Below are 18,492 nucleotides of genomic sequence, written 5' to 3'. Positions count from 1 at the left end.
GCAATGAGCCTGCGAGCCAATTACCAGCAAGCTCGCCGCCCGCGAGGTGAGTTGCACTTGCTGTTTTCACTCGGCAAAGACCGCTATGCACTTGATGTGCATGCCATTAGTGCGGTTTTGCCCTTGCAGCGGCTCAAGCAAATACCTGACGCCCCGCCCTGGGTTTCAGGCTTATTTGTCTTTCGCGGCGAACCGGTGCCAGTGATTGATCTATGCCAAATGGCAATGGCGACTCCGGCCCAGGCGCGAGCCAGTACCCGGTTGGTGGTGGTCAAGTATTTAGCCACCGATGCCCAGCCTGTTCAGATCGGCTTGATCCTGGAGCAAGCAACCGATACCCAGCGCCTGCTTGATGATGCCTTTAGTCCTAATCCGCTGCAAAACCCGGCCACTCCCTATTTGGGTATGATCCAGCAAACCGCACTGGGCATGGTTCAGCGTATCAGCGTTGAGCAACTGTTAAGTGAAGACGTGCGAGCGCTGTTGGTGCGCAACGCAGTGGATGCATCGGCTGATGAATAAACGCTTTGAGGAGTTACTCAAACGCAAGATTGGCCTGGATATTGAGTCTGTTGGTCAGGTGGTTCTTGAGCGCGCGATTCGCCAGCGAATGAAGGCCACTGCAAGCGTTGATGAGGACAGTTACTGGCAGCAACTGCACATCTCAGCAGCGGAGCAACATGCTTTGGTTGAAGCCGTTGTGGTGCCTGAAACCTGGTTTTTCCGTTACCCGGAATCATTTAATCTGTTACTGAAACTGGCTCAGGAACGGCTAACTGAGTTGAAACATTCGCGACCGCTGCGGATCATCAGTTTGCCTTGCTCCACGGGTGAAGAACCCTATTCGATTGTCATGACCTTGCTCAATGGCGGCTTAGCACCGCAGTCGTTTGAGGTCGAAGCGCTGGATGTCAGTGAGCGAGTTCTTGAGCTGGCAGCTAAGGGCTTGTACGGGCGCAATTCATTTCGCGGTGAAAACCTGAGCTTTCGTGATCGGCATTTCAGTGTCGCGGATGATCGCTACCTACTGGATCAGGCTGTGCGTAGTAAGGTGAGCTTGCAGTGCGCCAACTTGCTGGATGCTAATTTACTCAACAGTCGCCAGCCCTATGACTTTGTCTTTTGTCGCAATTTACTGATCTATTTTGACCGGGCTACCCAACTACAAGCTTTGCAGGCATTGAAGCGCTTGCTGGCGCCAGGCGGTGCAATGTTCACCGGGCCAGCTGAAACAGGGTTGTTCAGTCAGAATGGTATGCAGGCAATGGGTGTGCCACTGAGCTTTGTCTTTAAAACCGCAGAGGGTCACCCGTACGCAGTGAAGTCAACGGCTGTCAAAGCGTTTGTGCCCCAGCCTCTGGCCGCAAAAAACAGAACGCCGGTTGCAACCCCAACCACGGCCAGGCCGATGCGACCCCTGCCTGCTGCAGTAAAACCAGCGGTTTCTTCGTTGAGCGCGTTGGTGGACAAGGACGTTTCGGCAGATCAACTGGGCGAAGTTGAGCGGCTTGCCAACAGCGGGCGTACAGCTGACGCGCTCAAGGTCTGTGAAGCATTATTGAATGTTCAGGGGCCTGGCGCCGAGCTGTTTTACTGGCTTGGTCTGCTCAACGATACCGCGGGCAATAGCGATGTCGCACAAACCTATTACCGTAAAGTGTTGTATCTACAACCTGAACACATTGAGGCGTTATCGCATCTGGCGATGTTGCTGGAAGCGCGTGGTGATCAGGCGGGTGCCCGCAGGTTACGACAGCGTGCGAGCCGTGGAGTAAATAACAGTGGTTGATAGTACGCACGCCTTCAGCGCTGATGAGACCCTGCCGGTGCTCGATGACTGCTGGAAGCGCATTGGTGTATACGGCGATAAAAGCTGCCCCAGGCTGGAAGAGCATGTGCATTGCCGCAACTGTGAGGTGTATGCCCAGGCTGCTATCAGCTTGCTCGACCGCTATGGTGCGCAACTGCTTGAGCGTGACGACAGTGCTGTGCAGGTTGATGAGGAGCGCGGCGAACAGCGCTCAATGCTGATTTTTCGGTTGGGCGAACAATGGCTAGGCCTTGCGACTGCGGGCCTGGTTTCTGTCGTTGGGCAAACCGCGATTCACTCATTGCCCCACCAGCGTTCGCCTAGCTTGTTGGGGATAACTAACGTGAACGGTGCGTTGGTTTCCTGTATTTCACTGCAAAATTTGCTCGGTTTGGATTCGGCAGTGATAACCAGTCCTGAGCGCAGGGTTGTACCGCGGATGCTGATTCTCGGCAGTAGCAATGGCGTATTTGTTGCGCCAGTTGATGAAGTTGAGGGTATTCACGCCATTGCCCTGCGCGATGTGCGGGAGCCCGGCCGCGGGGGCGGTCAGGCGGCCGGCCAGTACGCCAGTGGTGTGGTCCGCTGGCGTCAACGCAGCATCACCCTGTTGGATGAGCAGTTACTGGCTCAGGCAATGATCAGGAGCCTTTCATGACCCCTGATCAAATGCGCGATGCATCGCTGCTTGAATTGTTTCGAATGGAGGCTGAGGCACAGACACAGGTATTGGATGCCGGCTTATTGGTACTGGAGCGTGACCCTACTCACGCCGGTCAGCTTGAAGCCTGTATGCGTGCAGCGCATTCGTTAAAAGGTGCTGCGCGAATAGTTGGCCTCGATGAAGGCGTCAATGTTGCACACGTGATGGAAGACCTGCTGGTCGGGGCTCAAGAAGGCTTACTGCGTTTACAGTCGGATCATGTCGATGCGCTGTTACAGGGCTCCGATGCACTGCTGCGCATTGGTCAGGTGGGGCTTAGCACTGAACAGCAAGCACAGCTCAGCGAACACGTTAGCAATCTGGTTGCACGTTTGCAGGCCTTGTTTGGTGCCGCTGTTCCGGCTCGTGCAAAAACGCCACCGTCCACGCCTGCGCAACCGCAAGCCAAACCAGAAATGCCGCAAGCTGAGCCCATTGTCTCAACGACAGATGACTCATCTGCTGCAGAGAGTGCTCAGGGCTCCACAAGTGATGCGCGCGGGCGCGTGCTACGGGTGTCTGCTGAGCGGCTTGATCATCTTTTGGATATGTCGGGCAAGTCACTGGTTGAGTTTCAACGCATTAAGCCGCTGAGTGAGTCGTTGGCGCGTCTCAAACGCTTGCATGCCACAACCAAGCGCGCACTGGACGCGTTGCGTGAGGCAACTCTTGAGTCATCCATGGATGTGCACGCTCAGGCCCTGCTGGGTGAAAGCCGGGGGTTGCTCGGTGAGTGCCAGCAGATGCTGATGCAACACATGGAGGCCTTTGATGAGTTCGCCTGGCAAGGCGAGAAGCGCACTCAAGCACTTTACGACGCCGCACTGACCTCGCGAATGCGCCCATTTGCCGATGTGTTGTCGGGCCAAATGCGGATGGTGCGTGACCTGGGACGCTCGCTTGGCAAGCAAGTAAGCCTAGAAACTGAGGGAGAAAACACCCAGGTCGACCGCGATGTACTGGAGCGGCTTGAATCACCACTTACCCACTTGCTGCGAAATGCTGTGGATCATGGCATCGAAAGCCCCGAACAACGTATAAATGCCGGCAAACCAGCCGAAGGGGCGATCAAACTTCGCGCCCGCCATCATGCAGGCATGCTGGTGCTGGAACTGCAGGATGACGGCGGCGGTGTTGATTTAGAACGACTGAAACAGAGCATTCGCGATCGCAAACTGTCGACAGCCGAGACCATCGTACAGCTGAGTGAAGAAGAACTGCTGGCGTTTTTGTTTCTGCCCGGTTTCAGCATGCGCGAGCACGTCACCGAAGTATCAGGCCGGGGAGTTGGCCTTGATGCGGTTATGCATGAGATTCGCCAACTGCGTGGCAGCGTTCGCATGCAGCAACAGGCTGGGCAGGGCAGTGTATTTATTATTGAAGTGCCGCTGACGCTCTCGGTTGTGCGCAGTCTGGTCATTGAAATTGGCGCTGAGGCCTATGCCATCCCGCTGGCGCATATCGAGCATATGCTGCGTCTTGAACAGGATCAGATTGTTCAGCTAGAGGGGCGTCAACACTTTTGGTACGAAAACCGCCATGTCGGGTTAATTGCCGCCAGTCAGCTGCTGCAAAAAGCAGAAGGGCGTGTCGATCAAGAGGGCATTTCGGTCGTGCTGATCAATGACCGTGACATGCTCTATGGACTGACGGTCGAGCGTTTTATCGGTGAGCGCACACTGGTGGTGATGCCGCTTGATCCACGGCTCGGCAAAGTCCGGGACGTGTCAGCCGGTGCCCTGTTGGATGATGGCACACCGGTTTTAATTCTTGATGTCGAAGACCTGTGCAGCTCAATTGCCAAGTTGCTGGGCAGTGGCAACCTGCAGCGGGTTAACAGTCGTGATAAACAAGCCAGTGGGCGAGCGCGTAAGCGGGTACTGGTGGTCGATGACTCACTTACGGTGCGCGAGCTTGAACGCAAATTATTGCTCAACCGAGGTTATGAAGTCGCCGTGGCTGTAGACGGCATGGATGGTTGGAATGCGCTCCGCGCAGAGTCATTTGATCTGCTGATCACCGATATCGACATGCCCCGTATGGACGGCATTGAGTTGGTCAGCCTGGTACGTCGCGACAGTCGCCTGCAATCACTGCCCGTAATGGTGGTGTCGTACAAAGACCGTGAAGAAGATCGTCAGCGCGGACTCGACGCGGGTGCCGATTACTATTTGGCGAAAGCCAGTTTCCACGATGAAGCATTGCTTGATGCCGTGCAGGTACTGATTGGGGATGCGCAGGAATGAGGATAGGGATTGTCAACGATATGCCGTTAGCGGTTGAGGCGTTACGGCGGGTTATCAGCCAGGCGCCTGCACATCAGGTGATTTGGATCGCCAGTGATGGCATTGAGGCCGTGAGGCTATGTGGCGAGCAACGCCCCGATGTGGTGTTAATGGATCTGTTGATGCCGCGCATGAACGGTGTTGAAGCCACACAGCGGATCATGGCCGAGTTTCCTTGCGCTATTTTGATCGTCACATCTGACATCGAGCGCAATATGAACCAGGTTTTTGAAGCCATGGGCCATGGTGCACTGGATGTAGTCAACACACCATCGCTGGGCGATTCGCAAGCTGTCGATGCCGCGGCATTGCTGCGTAAATTACACAATATCGGCTGGATGATAGGTCAGCAGGGTGGCAAACCGGTCACTGCGCCAACTCAAACCGAAACCACTCGCAAACCTGAGCGGATTGTTGCCATCGGCGCATCGGCGGGCGGCCCTGCATCCTTGGTCTGCCTGTTGAGGCAGTTGCCAGAAGATTTCAGTGCCGCTGTGGTCTTGGTGCAGCATGTAGACGAAGTATTTGCACTGGGCATGGCGCAGTGGCTGGCCAGCGAATCCAAGCTGCCGGTGCGTTTAGCGCAGCCGGATGACCGACCGCTGCCGGGCGAGATACTGCTGGCAGGGACTAATAATCACCTGGTTATGCAAGCCAATGGGTGTTTGAGTTATTGCAAGGAGCCCACTGAGGAAATATATCGGCCATCAATCGATGTGTTTTTCGACAGTTTGGTGCGTAATTGGCAGGGCGATGCCGTGGGCGTGTTGCTCACCGGTATGGGGCGTGACGGTGCGCAAGGTTTGAAGCACATGCGTGAGCGAGGCTTTTTGACCATCGCCCAAGATCGCGCCACTTGTGCGGTGTATGGCATGCCTAAAGCAGCTGCTGCGATTGAGGCCGCGGTTGAGATTCTGCCGCTGGATCAGATTGCACCTAAATTAGTTAAATATTATGCGTAACAGTTTGCTAATTGGCTCAGTCAATTAGTTGAAGGCACAATGCGCTGGGTTAATTGGAGACAGTATGCAAGATTCCACGCAAATTGATGCGCAAAAGCTTGCCGTTTCAGCGAACGCTGTCATGGTTTTATTGGTTGATGATCAGGCCATGATTGGTGAGGCGGTACGCCGTGCGCTGGTGGGGGCGGAAGGTATCGACTTTCACTTTTGCTCGGACCCCTTTCAAGCGGTAGAGATTGCCCGGCAAATAAAACCAACAGTTATTTTGCAGGATTTGGTCATGCCTGGCGTCGATGGCCTGAGCTTGTTGGGTGATTATCGAGCAGACCCGGACTTGCAAGATATTCCAATCATCGTGCTCTCGACCAAAGAGGACCCGCAGGTTAAAAGCGCTGCATTCGCCAACGGTGCCAATGACTACTTGGTAAAGCTGCCCGATAACATTGAGTTGATCGCCCGCATTCGTTACCACTCGCGCTCCTATCTCGCCCTGCAGCAGCGCGATGAGGCATTTCGCGCGCTGCGACAAAGCCAGCAGCAACTTCTAGAGGCGAATCTGGTGCTGCAGCGCATGATGAAGTCCGACGGATTGACCGGTTTGGCCAATCGCCGGCACTTCGATGAATATCTTGAAATTGAGTGGAATCGAGCATTGCGCGAGCAGAATCAGCTCTCGCTGGTGATGATTGATGTCGACTATTTCAAAGTTTATAACGACCAGTTCGGTCACGTAGCGGGTGATGATGTTTTGCGCCGTGTCGGCACTGCGCTGTCTGAGTCCTGCACGCGTTCATCGGATCTAGTGGCTCGGTATGGTGGTGAAGAGTTCGCCATGGTTCTGCCGAGCACGTCACCTGGCGGGGCGCGTTTACAGGCTGAAAAGGTTCGTCGCGCCATTGAGGCGCTGGCGATCCCACATTGTCGACCCGGGGACGGTTCACCCGTCACTGTTAGCATCGGCGTGGCAACCATGGTCCCAGCAGCTGGAGGCAATTCATTGGCTTTGGTTGAGAAAGCCGACAACGGCTTGTACATGGCCAAGGACAAGGGCCGCAACCAGGTCGGGGTTGAGCAATAACGCCCGGTAAACACTGGGCTGTCGATAGCGCGCTATAGCAGGTATAATTGTCGGCTTTTCCGACGTTTTACCTGTGAGTGCCCGCCAGCTATGGAAATCAACCCGATCGTTAACAGCATTAAGGACCTCTCCGAGCGCACCCTGACTATTCGGGGGTATCTTTGACTACGATCAAAAGCATGATCGTTTAGTTGAAGTTAACCGTGAGCTTGAAGACCCAAATGTCTGGAATGACCCTGAGTATGCCCAGAACTTGGGGCGCGAACGCGCATCCCTTGCCTTAATCGTCGAGACGCTGGACGACCTTCACACAGGTCTGGCTGACTGCAGCGATTTGCTTGAAATGGCCGCTGAAGAAGACGATCAGAACGCTGTTGATGATGTAGCGGCTGAGGTTCAGCGTCTGCGTGAAATCCTTGAGAAACTCGAATTTCGTCGCATGTTCAGCGGTGAAATGGACCCTAACAACGCTTATCTAGATATTCAGGCCGGTTCTGGCGGCACAGAGGCACAGGACTGGGCCAACATGCTGCTGCGTATGTACCTGCGCTGGGCCGACAAGCGCGGTTTTGATGCCACCATCATGGAACTCTCGGCCGGTGAAGTCGCTGGCATCAAAGGCGCTACTGTGCACATCAAGGGTGAGTATGCCTTTGGCTGGCTACGCACGGAGATCGGCGTGCATCGCCTGGTGCGCAAGAGTCCATTCGACTCGGGTAACCGCCGCCACACCTCGTTTACTGCAGTGTTTGTCTCGCCTGAAATCGATGACAACATCGAAATTGAGATTAACCCGGCTGATTTGCGCATCGACACCTACCGTTCTTCGGGTGCCGGTGGCCAGCACGTAAACACCACTGACTCAGCGGTGCGTATCACTCACGTGCCGACTAATACGGTGGTCAGCTGCCAGAACGAACGCTCCCAGCACGCCAACAAAGACACCGCCATGAAAATGTTGCGGGCTAAGTTGTACGAGCAAGAAATTCAAAAGCGTAATGCCGCATCGCAAGAGCTTGAAGACTCCAAGTCGGATATCGGCTGGGGGCATCAGATTCGCTCTTATGTGCTCGATCAGTCGCGAATCAAAGATTTGCGTACCAACGTTGAGAACAGCAACTGCGATGCAGTGCTCGATGGTGATCTTGACGGCTTTATTGAGGCCAGTCTCAAGCAAGGGCTGTAAAACAGCTGCGCTTGGCGTGGCTGTGCAACACAACGCAATGTAGGTTGAATCCGGCTAAGCTGGGCTCAACGAGCGGCGCTGCATTTGCGTAGGATCCCGGCTAAACAGGCCGGATGTTGAGCATCGCTGCGCTCAGCAACACCCTACGAATACAGGAACAGACGAAAGACCATGAGCGACCAACAACTCGACCAGCATGATCTGCAACAGGAAGAAAACAAGCTGATTGCCCAGCGCAAAGAAAAGCTTGCGTCCGTGCGTGAGCAGGGCATTGCCTTCCCTAATGATTTCCGCCGCGATAGCTACTGTGCGGACTTGCAGAAACAGTACGTCGATAAGACCAAGGAAGAGCTGGCTGACGCCGCGATTCCGGTCAAGGTTGCCGGTCGTATCATGCTCAACCGTGGCTCTTTTATGGTGCTGCAAGACATGACCGGTCGCATTCAGGTCTACGTCAACCGTAAAACCCTGCCGGAAGAAACCCTGGCTGCGGTGAAAACCTGGGACTTGGGCGACATCATCGCCGCTGAAGGCACTTTGGCACGTTCAGGCAAAGGCGATCTGTATGTTGAGATGAGCAATGTGCGCCTGCTGACCAAGTCCTTGCGCCCGTTGCCTGATAAGCATCACGGTCTGACTGACACCGAGCAGCGTTATCGTCAGCGCTATGTCGACCTGATCGTTAATGAAGAAGTCCGCCAGGACTTCCGTGTGCGCTCACAGGTGATCAGCCACATTCGTAAGTTCCTCGCTGAGCGTGACTTCCTCGAAGTTGAAACGCCGATGTTGCAAACGATCCCCGGCGGCGCTGCAGCCAAGCCGTTTGAAACTCACCACAATGCGCTGGACATGCCGATGTTCCTGCGCATTGCGCCTGAGCTGTACCTCAAGCGTTTGGTCGTTGGCGGTTTTGAGCGCGTGTTCGAGATCAACCGTAACTTCCGTAACGAAGGTGTCTCGACGCGTCACAACCCAGAGTTCACCATGCTTGAGTTCTATCAGGCGTACGCCGACTACGAAGACAACATGGACCTGACCGAAGAGCTGTTCCGTGAATTGGCGCAGTTGGTGTTGGGCACCACTGATGTGCCTTACCAAGGCAAGGTCTTCCACTTTGGCGAGCCATTTGTGCGCTTATCGGTATTTGATTCGATCCTCAAATACACCGATGTGACAGCTGACCAGTTGCGCGATATTGATGTCGCCCGGGATATTGCTAAGAAAGCGGGTGCCAAGGTGCTGGGCTTTGAAGGCTTGGGCAAGCTGCAAGTGATGATCTTTGAAGAAATGGTTGAGCCAAAACTGGAACAGCCACACTTCATTACGCAATACCCTTTTGAGGTGTCCCCGTTGGCACGTCGCAATGATCAGGACCCTAGCGTCACCGATCGTTTTGAGTTGTTTATTGGTGGTCGTGAGATTGCCAACGCTTATTCCGAGCTTAACGACGCAGAAGATCAGGCCGAACGCTTTATGGCCCAGGTTGCTGATAAGGATGCGGGCGATGACGAGGCCATGCATTACGATGCTGACTTTGTTCGTGCTCTGGAATATGGCATGCCGCCGACTGCGGGTGAAGGCATTGGCATTGACCGTTTGGTTATGCTGTTGACCGATGCCCCTTCTATCAGGGATGTCATCTTGTTTCCGCATATGCGACCACAAGCTTAAGCTGTTGTTAAAAAGCCGCCTTCGGGCGGTTTTTTGTTTCTGCAGCAGGGTGTCGCAAAGTGATATCACTTGGTCATCTGAATGAACCTCTGCAAGTCATACTGTTGGGCAATATAAGGGTGTAAGCCACCCTGTTATTTTTCGGGCACTATGAGGGCCAACACAATAGACAAGGCGCCGACTGTTTGCCGGTGAAGCCGAAAAGCCAAGGACGTTAAAAAATCGTTTAAGTATGTGTTAGAGGATTGCTGGCCTGTGAAACAACTTATAACTCAAGACACTGATACCACAGCTGTAACCGACAACATCCAGTATCAAGGGCGTAAAGCCAGTCGCGCCGGCAGTGAAAAACGTCGTCAGGCCATTCTTGAAGCTGCGCTGCGTATTATTGTGCGCGATGGCGTGCGTGCCGTTCGCCACAGGGCGGTGGCGGCTGAAGCGCAGGTGCCGCTTTCAGCAACGACCTATTACTTCAAAGACATCAACGATCTTATCAGTGACAGCTTCACACTCTTCGTTGAACGTTGTGCAGCGAATCAGAATGAACTCTGGAGCAGCAACGATGAGATGTTGCAAGAACGCGTCAGCAGTTTTGATGGTTCTCCAGCTACATTGCGTGCCTTCGCTGATGAAGTCGCGCTAATGGCCGTTGCGTTTGTTCGTGATCAGTTGATTAATCGTCGTGATCATTTACTGGCTGAGCAAGCGTTCCGCCATGAGGCATTGCTCAATCCCCGGCTGCATGATCTGGTGCGTGCGCAAGGGCAGATCCTTTTGCAAGGCACCACACGGTTCTTCACACTCATCGGTTCAAAACAACCGATTGAAGACGCAACAATCTTGACGACTGTGGTCGAGCGCATGGAGTATCAAGGTCTGATAGAGGGAGTTGATGCGCTGGACATTGAGGCAATGTTAGCCATTCTTAAGCGTTATATGTATTTGGTTTTAGGTGTCTAAGACGCTTGCAACCAGTAAGTTGCGGTCGAACAACAACCGACAGCTGTCGGAGCAGTACACAACCCGATTTCACAAGGAGAGCTGAATGAAAGCTTGGCGCGCGCTTGTCGCCTTGTCCTTCCTGTTGTTGAGTGGCTGCCTGGTAACGTTCAAAGATCCGATTCCTGCGAATGAAGCCGCACCCATTCCGCTACTGGGTGAGTGGTCGCGCAAGGATGAATGGGGCGAATTGCAGTACCTCGACATCAGTCGCTCGGGTTCTAATACCTACAAGGCGAGAAGCTTTGAGGGCAGTCTGGACAACATAGAGAACGCTGAAGAATACGGCTTTACCGTCGCCCATCATGGCAGTCGTTGGTATTTATCGACGGGCTTGCCGAAGCGCTTGGGGGCCAATTTTGTAATTGTTGGTTTTGAGCTGACGCACAATAATGAGCTGGTGCTGTACAGTCTCGACGTAGAGCGCATGCTGCAAGAGCTTGAAGAGGGCATGTGGCAGGGCAAAATGGTTGAAATGCCGGTGGGTGAGGGCGTATTGATCACATCTCCCATGGAAAAAGTTTTCGATTATTTGAATGACCCCGCCAACTCGGACGTATTTATCGAGGTTGCGCGTTATCAGCGTGAGGCTGATTAATTCGGGTCATAAAGTCGCGAGGGCGTGATGAACAGCTATGTAGGTTTGGATGATTATCAGCTAATCGTCCGTGCGTTGTCAGACAGGATCGTCGAGGCGCAAACGCCCATTCGGGTATTGGATGCGGTGAAGTGGGACGAAAGCGTGCGTAATGAGTTCCTTAAGCACAAAGGAACCATGCTGCCTAAAGTCGACCGCGCATACTATGACAGCCGCCCGTTGGCTTTTGATGCGACAGCCAAAAAACTCGAATTTCAAAACATCGAGCGCGATATCACACGTCAACTTGGGCAATTCAATCCCGTTGGCCAGATAATGCGCCGTATGTGCCGTGAATACCGCATGGTCATACGCATGCTTGAGGCCCGAGGCACCGAGGATTTCGGTTTGATCTCGCAAGATCTCTACGGCGCGGCCTCAGACGCATTTCATGCTGGCGACCCAACGCTGGCTGATTTGGGTGTTATGTTTTCCGGTTTCCTCAACAACATTGATAGCCGTGGCGACTTAAAGGATGAGGTCAAGGACCTCAACGCCAAGGCTGCAGTCGATCTCTTGCAACACCGGCTGAACAAGGTATTCGGTGAGCATGAAGACACCATCCGTGTATTTGAATCTGACGGCATTTTGGCGGATGCAGCCGCCGGTGCTGATTACATAAAAATCCGTACCGATGCGATGTTCAACGAACGTGATGTCAAAGCCCTCGAAGTCCATGAGGGGCTGGTTCACGTTGCCACCACTCTTAACGGTCAGAATCAGCCGATTTGCACCTTCCTGGCTAAGGGGCCGCCATCTTCCACAGTGACCCAGGAAGGCCTGGCCATTCTGATGGAAGTGATTAGCTTCGCTTCCTACCCAACCCGTTTGCGCAAGCTGACCAATCGCACCCGCGCCATTCATATGGCCGAGGAAGGCGCCGATTTTCTAGAGGTCTTCGAGTTCTACCGCGAACAGGGTTTGGGCATGGAGGAGAGCTACAGCAACGCGAATCGCGCTTTCCGTGGCTCGACCCCGACCGGCTTGCCTTTCACCAAGGATTTGTCCTACCTGAAGGGCTTCATCATGATCTACAACTACATCCAGCTCGCAGTGCGTAAAGGCAAGCTGGAGCAGATCCCGCTGTTATTCTGCGGTAAAACCACCCTCGAAGACATGCGTACCTTACGGCAGTTGGTGGATGAAGGCTTGGTCGTGCCACCTAAATACCTGCCGCCGCAGTTCAGTGATTTGAACTCGCTGTCGGCGTGGATGTGTTTTTCTAACTTCCTCAACAACCTGAGTTTGGATCGTATAGAAGCCGACTACGCCAACATCCTTTAAAGCGTCCTGTATTTTGGTGATGCTGCGTTGGAATGGCGCCCGAAACTGCTCATTGGCTGGAGTAAACTCCGCTTTGGTGTGTTTGACGGACGGGCTACTGCGCTTGGCGATACTGCGTTGCAGCCCTTCTGAAAACTGCTCATTGGCTGGAGTAAACTCCGCTTTGGTATGTTTGACGGACGGGCTACTGCGCTTGGCGATACTGCGTTGCAGCCCTTCTGAAAACTGCTCATTTACTGGAGTAAACTCCGCTTTTTCAGATGGTCTGCGCCTTGTCTGGCCTGCGCTCGCTACGCCCTCGATTGGTGTTGTCGGCAAGTATGAAAAAGCTCAAATTCGAGTCTCCCGCCTAAGGATTTTTAATGACCAGCCACGAACTTGAGTACGAAATTCTCGGCAACTCTGCGCAGAGTGTTGAGGTGATTCTGGACCCGGGAGAGGCTGTGATTGCTGAGGCGGGTGCGCTTAACTACATGACAGAAGATGTGCGCTTTGAAACGCGTATGGGCGATGGTTCATCCTCTGGTGTACTCGGCAAGTTGTGGAGTGCGGGCAAGCGCATGGTTACTGGTGAGTCGATGTTTATGACCCACTTCTCCAATGCCGGCAAGAAGCAAGCGCGTGTCGCCTTTGCTGCGCCCTATCCGGGCAGTGTCGTGCCGGTATCACTGCCGCAGGTGGGCGGCTCGTTGGTCTGTCAGCGCAATGCATTTTTATGTGCAGCACGTGGCACGTCCATTGGCATTAGTTTCAATAAGCGTTTGGGTGCCGGTTTTTTCGGTGGCGAAGGTTTTATTCTGCAAAAGCTTGAAGGCGATGGTTTGGTATTTTTGCATGCCGGTGGCACGGTCATTCGTAAAGAGCTGAATAATGAAACCCTGCGTCTCGACACCGGTTGCCTGGTTGGTTTCAGTTCGGGCATCGATTACGACATCAAGCTGGCAGGCGGCCTGAAAAGCATGCTCTTTGGGGGCGAAGGTATATTCCTTGCCACGCTCAAGGGCACCGGTACCGTTTGGATTCAGAGCTTGCCGTTCTCGCGGCTGGCAGACCGTATTTATGAGGCCACCTACAAGGCGCGCGAAGAAGTCCGTGCGGGCGGCGAATGATGCGGTTTTTTATACTGCTGGTAATCGTTTTGCTGCAAGGCTGTAGTTCGCTGTTGTTTTATCCCGAGAAAGGTTTGCCATTCACCCCTGAGCGCGCCGGACTTGAGTTTCGTGACGAATACCTGACTGCCGCCGATGGTACCCGCCTTAATGCATGGTGGTTGCCAGCAAAGGCTGGGGTTGCGGTCAAAGGCACAATTCTTTATTTGCATGGTAATGGCGGCAACATGGCCATGCATTTGGGCGGACCATGGTGGTTGCCTGAGCAGGGCTATCAAGTGTTGATGCTCGATTACCGCGGCTACGGTCTGTCCGAAGGTGAGCCGAGCTTGCCGGCCTTGTATGAGGACATTGATGCAGCCTTCACTCAGCTTGATAACGCAGCAGAGGTCCGGGGTAAGCCGGTGTTTGTGCTCGCTCAAAGCTTGGGCGGCGCCCTGGCGGTGCACTACTTGGCTGAGCGCCCACAACAGGCCAGCAAGATCGATGCGTTAATCATCGACGGCACACCGGCCAGCTACCGTGATGTTGCTCAATACGTGCTGAGCACATCGTGGCTCACTTGGTTGTTTCAAGCGCCACTCAGTGAGTTTGTGCCGGACAGTGATAGTGCAATTGCTGCAATTCCCAAGCTCAAAGGCTTACCATTACTTATGTATCACAGCATCGATGACGCCGTGGTGCCGGTGTCCAATGCGATTAGCTTGTATAAAGCTGCTCCGGCGCCAAGGGTTCTGCAACTGACCCGTGGCCCGCATGTGCAGACCTTTAATGACCCAACCTGGCGTCAGGTGTTGTTGATGTTTATGAGCGATCCGCAAGGCTTTAAGGGCCTGCGCCGCTTAGCTGAAGTTCCTAACTCTGAGAGTCCGCAATGACTGAACGTGATCCTGCAATTCCAATGATTTTGACTGCTGTAGCCACTGTCTGCGCTACCGTGGCGATACTGACTTATTATGGCTACATACAGTTTTCGAAGCCGGAGGATGCCTTGTTGCTGTCTGAGTTCACCATGCTCAAGACAGTGCCGGGTGAGGACTACAAAATCTCCCTGAAGCCTGCGTCTGAAGTGGCTCAGTGCGTTGATGGTGTTGTGGTGATGTTTGATACCGAGCAAAAAGGCCTGAGTGGCGTTTTGGTCAATAAGCACAAGCAGGCTGTGCATTGTGTCGGCGAGAAGACACCGCAAAAGATTGAACCCTAAGCCAGAGGTTCGCTTTGCAGAGCAAGTTTCAATCGCCGCGCAGCTGCTTTAAATCGACAGAAGTTGGCACCACGCAGGTTTTGCGCCTGCGTGAGGTCTAAGCCATTGGGCTAAATCGCCCGGTTCAGTGGTCCGTGCTTTGTTGCTGCTGTGTCAGGTCGTGCAGGTATTTGCGCGACAGCGCCAAAAAGCGCGGTGTCGGGCCGATATCTTCAAACAGCGGATCGCCAAGTTCGTCGGTTGCAACTACGTGGCTGCCCTTGACGTAAGGCAGGCTGGCTTCCAGCTCTTCAAGCGCAGCACCAATCAGCTCACCCAGAAGCTCCTCAGGGCTGCGTTTGGGGTACATCTCAGCTAACGCCGCTACACGTGCGGCCGCCTCAACGTCCAAGTGGATTTGATAAGGGCTGCGGGTCAGGCGACCTTTAGCATTCTCTTCCCAATGGCCTACAAGTTCGCGAATTCTCATTATTACCTCATCCTTTGCCCGCTCGTGGCAGGCTTCAGTGCGATCTTGGTTCGGCGTGATTTCCTGAAACACGCCTACTACACAAGACTAGACCCCTAATTGGCTTAATGAGTTCGATGTCGTGCGCTTGTAAGAGATTGCCGCAATGGGGCACTCTTGGGTTATGCATCACTCTGTTTAACGTAACGGGGAGCACGAATATGGCTGAGATTGACGCGCGTTTGCGCGAAAACGTCCACCAACTGGGTGAGTTGCTGGGGCAAACCATCCGTACCCAGTATGGCGATGAGTTCCTCGATAAAATCGAGCGCATTCGAAAGGGCGCAAAAGCAGCGCGCCGTGGCTCCAAAGAGGGTGCGCAGCAGCTCAGTGAGACCCTCAATAGCCTCAATGATGATGAGTTGCTGCCCGTCGCGCGAGCCTTTAACCAGTTCCTCAACTTGGCCAATATCGCCGAGCAATATCATCGCATTCGCCGGCGAACCAGTGCTGAACCAGAGCCTTTTGAATCGCGGGTGCTGAGTGAGTTGTTACAGCGATTGCTCGGCAGTGGCCATAGCCCCGATGAACTGGCCCGCCAGCTCAGCCGGCTGGACATTGAGCTTGTGCTCACGGCACACCCAACCGAAGTTGCGCGGCGTACCTTGATTCAAAAGTACGACGCTATTGCTGGCGAACTTGCGCATCAAGATCACAGCGATTTAACCGGCAATGAGCGAAAACAGGTCAGTGATCGTCTGCGCCGATTGGTTGCAGAGGCCTGGCATACCGAAGAAATTCGCCGTACCCGGCCAACCCCGGTTGATGAGGCCAAATGGGGCTTTGCCGTTATCGAGCATTCGCTATGGCAGGCTGTACCGAACTTCATGCGTCAGGCAGACATTGCCCTGCATGCAGCGACCGGCCTGCATTTGCCGCTGACAGCCGCGCCCATACGATTTGCTTCCTGGATGGGCGGTGACCGTGATGGCAACCCCAATGTCACGGCTTCGGTAACCCGTGAAGTTCTGTTGCTGTCGCGCTGGATGGCGGCGGATTTGTACCTGCGCGATATTGATCAGCTCGCCGCTGAGCTGTCGATGCAAGAGGCCAGTTCAGAATTATGTGCAGTGGTGGGGCAAACCGCTGAGCCCTATCGCGCCTTGCTTAAACAGTTGCGTGAGCGCTTACGTGCAACCCGTAGCTGGGCTCAAGATGCACTGCACTGTGAGGCCCAAGCCAGTGAGGCAGTATTGGCGGATAACGCAGAGCTGCTGGAGCCATTGCAGCTGTGTTATCGCTCATTGCATGAATGCGGAATGGGCGTGATTGCCGATGGGCCTTTACTTGATTGCCTGCGCCGCGCCGCTACATTTGGCCTGTTCTTGGTTCGACTGGATGTGCGTCAAGATGCTTCTCGACATGCAGCGGCTCTTAACGAAATCACTGATTACCTGGGCCTCGGCAGCTATGCCGATTGGGATGAAGATCGACGTTTGCAGTTTTTGCTGACCGAGCTGGAAAATCGGCGGCCGCTGCTACCTGAGCATTTCAAACCCAGTGCAGACACCGCTGAAGTGTTGGCAACCTGTCGGGAAGTGGCGCGAGCGCCAGCGGCATCCTTGGGTTCTTATGTGATTTCCATGGCCGGTGCTTGTTCAGATGTGCTGGCGGTGCAGCTCCTACTTAAAGAGTCAGGGCTGCTACGGCCTATGCGGGTGGTGCCGTTATTTGAAACCTTGGCAGACCTGGATAACGCCGGGCCGGTGATTGACCGCCTTTTAGGCATCAAAGGCTATCGCGCCAGGTTGCATGGCCCGCAAGAAGTGATGATTGGTTACTCCGACTCCTCGAAAGATGCCGGCACCACCGCCGCGGCGTGGGCGCAGTATCGGGCTCAGGAGGCCTTGGTTGATATTTGTAAGGCCCATGATGTCGAACTGTTGTTGTTCCATGGTCGTGGCGGCACTGTCGGGCGCGGTGGTGGCCCAGCGCATGCGGCGATTCTCTCTCAGCCGCCGGGCTCGGTTGCCGGAAGGTTTCGTACGACCGAACAAGGGGAGATGATCCGTTTCAAGTTTGGCCTGCCGGACATCGCCGAGCAGAATTTGAATTTGTATCTGGCTGCCGTGCTTGAGGCCACACTTTTGCCACCGCCAGCCCCACAACCTGCCTGGCGGGAGATGATGGATAAACTGGCCACAGATGGCGTCGGTGGCTATCGCGCAGTGGTCCGAGAGACCCCCGAGTTTGTTGAGTACTTCCGTCAGGCAACCCCTGAGCAAGAACTCGGCCGCTTACCCTTAGGCAGTCGCCCGGCCAAACGTCGCGCGGGTGGCGTTGAGAGTCTGCGGGCGATTCCTTGGATCTTCGCCTGGACGCAAACACGGCTGATGCTCCCAGCGTGGCTGGGTTGGGAGCGTGCCTTAAACAACGCGTTGCAACGTGATGAGGGCGATTTACTGGAACAAATGCGTGAGCAATGGCCGTTCTTCCGCACCCGTATTGATATGCTTGAAATGGTGCTTAGCAAGGCTGATGAGGCAATCGCAGGGCTTTACGATGAGCAGTTGGTCGACCTGGCGTTGCAGCCCTTAGGTGCTCATCTGCGCGACCTATTGTCGCAGGCTTGTACGTGCGTGCTAGGTCTGACTCAACAGTCGCAACTGCTGGGACACAGCCCTGAAACATTAGAGTCAATCACTGTACGCAACACCTACCTAGACCCACTGCATCTGTTGCAAGCTGAGCTATTGGCGCGCTCCAGGCTGCGTGAGAATCAGGCAGATAGCCCTCTGGAACAGGCTTTGTTGGTCAGTGTGGCCGGTATTGCGGCAGGTTTACGCAATACGGGGTAACTCAGTCGCTTTTCGGTGCCTGTTAATAGCCTTGCTAGCAGCGCTGCAGCCCCGTTCCAGCAGGGTTGTAGTGCTCAGTGCCTAAGTGGCCGTGCTCAGTGCTGAGGGATGTATCCGACTTTCGGTGGCTTGTGCAGGGTGGGACTGCTGTGTATCTTGATCGGCCTTTGGCAGTTTGTTGAGTGAGTTTGCGGCTGCCCTGAATATTCTGAGATTGGCCCCAAGAGGCGAGTCCACTGATTTAATACTTATAAGTTG

16 protein-coding genes are annotated in these 18,492 nt (G+C 54.3%); 15 read left to right on the top strand and 1 reads right to left on the bottom strand.

Annotation, left to right across the window (positions count from 1 at the left end):
- Nucleotides 1-3: 3 nt before the first annotated feature.
- The 14 genes from ACIGCM_RS13490 to ACIGCM_RS13425 all read left to right on the top strand — a co-directional run bounded on the left by ACIGCM_RS13490 (nt 4) and on the right by ACIGCM_RS13425 (nt 14,928).
- Nucleotides 4-522: a chemotaxis protein CheW gene (locus ACIGCM_RS13490; RefSeq protein ID WP_397502574.1), complete on the top strand. Its 519-nt coding sequence runs from the start codon at nt 4-6 to the stop codon at nt 520-522.
- Nucleotides 515-1,789: a CheR family methyltransferase gene (locus tag ACIGCM_RS13485; RefSeq protein WP_397502573.1), complete on the top strand. Its 1,275-nt coding sequence runs from the start codon at nt 515-517 to the stop codon at nt 1,787-1,789. The genes ACIGCM_RS13490 and ACIGCM_RS13485 overlap by 8 nt, the downstream gene beginning before the upstream one ends.
- The gene (locus tag ACIGCM_RS13480) at nt 1,782-2,468 is read left to right on the top strand and encodes a chemotaxis protein CheW (protein WP_397502572.1); all 687 of its coding nucleotides are present in this window, start codon (nt 1,782-1,784) and stop codon (nt 2,466-2,468) included. The genes ACIGCM_RS13485 and ACIGCM_RS13480 overlap by 8 nt, the downstream gene beginning before the upstream one ends.
- Nucleotides 2,465-4,759, top strand: a complete 2,295-nt coding sequence (locus ACIGCM_RS13475; protein ID WP_397502571.1) for a hybrid sensor histidine kinase/response regulator — start codon at nt 2,465-2,467, stop codon at nt 4,757-4,759. The genes ACIGCM_RS13480 and ACIGCM_RS13475 overlap by 4 nt, the downstream gene beginning before the upstream one ends.
- Entirely contained in the window at nt 4,756-5,760 is a 1,005-nt protein-coding gene (locus ACIGCM_RS13470) for a chemotaxis response regulator protein-glutamate methylesterase (protein ID WP_397502570.1), read from the top strand. The genes ACIGCM_RS13475 and ACIGCM_RS13470 overlap by 4 nt, the downstream gene beginning before the upstream one ends.
- Nucleotides 5,761-5,824: 64 nt before the next feature.
- Nucleotides 5,825-6,838, top strand: a complete 1,014-nt coding sequence (locus tag ACIGCM_RS13465) for a diguanylate cyclase (RefSeq protein WP_397502569.1) — start codon at nt 5,825-5,827, stop codon at nt 6,836-6,838.
- Nucleotides 6,839-6,928: 90 nt separating this feature from the next.
- Nucleotides 6,929-8,024, top strand: a protein-coding gene (prfB, locus tag ACIGCM_RS13460; RefSeq protein WP_397502568.1) for a peptide chain release factor 2 whose coding sequence is annotated in 2 segments (ribosomal slippage) — nt 6,929-7,000 and nt 7,002-8,024 — 1,095 coding nt in all. Because the reading frame shifts where the segments join, the coding sequence is not laid out codon by codon here.
- A gap of 171 nt (nt 8,025-8,195) precedes the next feature.
- Nucleotides 8,196-9,695 carry a lysine--tRNA ligase gene (lysS, locus tag ACIGCM_RS13455; RefSeq protein WP_397502567.1) on the top strand — a complete coding sequence of 500 codons (1,500 nt, stop codon included), beginning with the start codon at nt 8,196-8,198 and terminating at the stop codon, nt 9,693-9,695.
- Between the two features lie 255 nt (nt 9,696-9,950).
- A complete protein-coding gene (locus ACIGCM_RS13450; protein ID WP_397502566.1) occupies nt 9,951-10,655 on the top strand; it encodes a TetR/AcrR family transcriptional regulator in 705 nt (234 codons plus the stop codon).
- 85 nt (nt 10,656-10,740) lie between these two features.
- On the top strand, nt 10,741-11,292 hold the full coding sequence (locus tag ACIGCM_RS13445) for a hypothetical protein (protein ID WP_397502565.1): 552 nt from the start codon (nt 10,741-10,743) through the stop codon (nt 11,290-11,292).
- Between the two features lie 27 nt (nt 11,293-11,319).
- The gene (locus tag ACIGCM_RS13440) at nt 11,320-12,615 is read left to right on the top strand and encodes a flavohemoglobin expression-modulating QEGLA motif protein (RefSeq protein ID WP_397502564.1); all 1,296 of its coding nucleotides are present in this window, start codon (nt 11,320-11,322) and stop codon (nt 12,613-12,615) included.
- Between the two features lie 362 nt (nt 12,616-12,977).
- Complete coding sequence (locus tag ACIGCM_RS13435; RefSeq protein WP_397502563.1) at nt 12,978-13,724, top strand: TIGR00266 family protein; 747 nt, start codon at nt 12,978-12,980, stop codon at nt 13,722-13,724.
- Complete coding sequence (locus tag ACIGCM_RS13430; RefSeq protein WP_397502561.1) at nt 13,721-14,602, top strand: alpha/beta hydrolase; 882 nt, start codon at nt 13,721-13,723, stop codon at nt 14,600-14,602. The genes ACIGCM_RS13435 and ACIGCM_RS13430 overlap by 4 nt, the downstream gene beginning before the upstream one ends.
- Nucleotides 14,599-14,928 (top strand): hypothetical protein, encoded by a 330-nt coding sequence (locus ACIGCM_RS13425; protein WP_397502559.1) that lies wholly within the window; start codon nt 14,599-14,601, stop codon nt 14,926-14,928. The genes ACIGCM_RS13430 and ACIGCM_RS13425 overlap by 4 nt, the downstream gene beginning before the upstream one ends.
- Before the next feature lie 124 nt (nt 14,929-15,052).
- Here ACIGCM_RS13425 and ACIGCM_RS13420 read toward each other — a convergent pair whose 3' ends face one another.
- Nucleotides 15,053-15,397: a pilin assembly protein gene (locus tag ACIGCM_RS13420; RefSeq protein WP_397502558.1), complete on the bottom strand. Its 345-nt coding sequence runs from the start codon at nt 15,395-15,397 to the stop codon at nt 15,053-15,055.
- 200 nt (nt 15,398-15,597) lie between these two features.
- On the opposite strand from ACIGCM_RS13420, the gene ppc reads away from it, so the two are divergent.
- Nucleotides 15,598-18,234: a phosphoenolpyruvate carboxylase gene (gene ppc, locus ACIGCM_RS13415; protein WP_397502557.1), complete on the top strand. Its 2,637-nt coding sequence runs from the start codon at nt 15,598-15,600 to the stop codon at nt 18,232-18,234.
- The last annotated feature ends 258 nt before the right edge of the window (nt 18,235-18,492 follow it).

It is taken from the genome of Pseudomonas sp. NPDC078700 (assembly GCF_044542375.1).
In the GTDB taxonomy this organism is placed as follows: Bacteria; Pseudomonadota; Gammaproteobacteria; order Pseudomonadales; family Pseudomonadaceae; genus Aquipseudomonas.
This window is presented reverse-complemented; position numbering and strand designations above follow the sequence as displayed.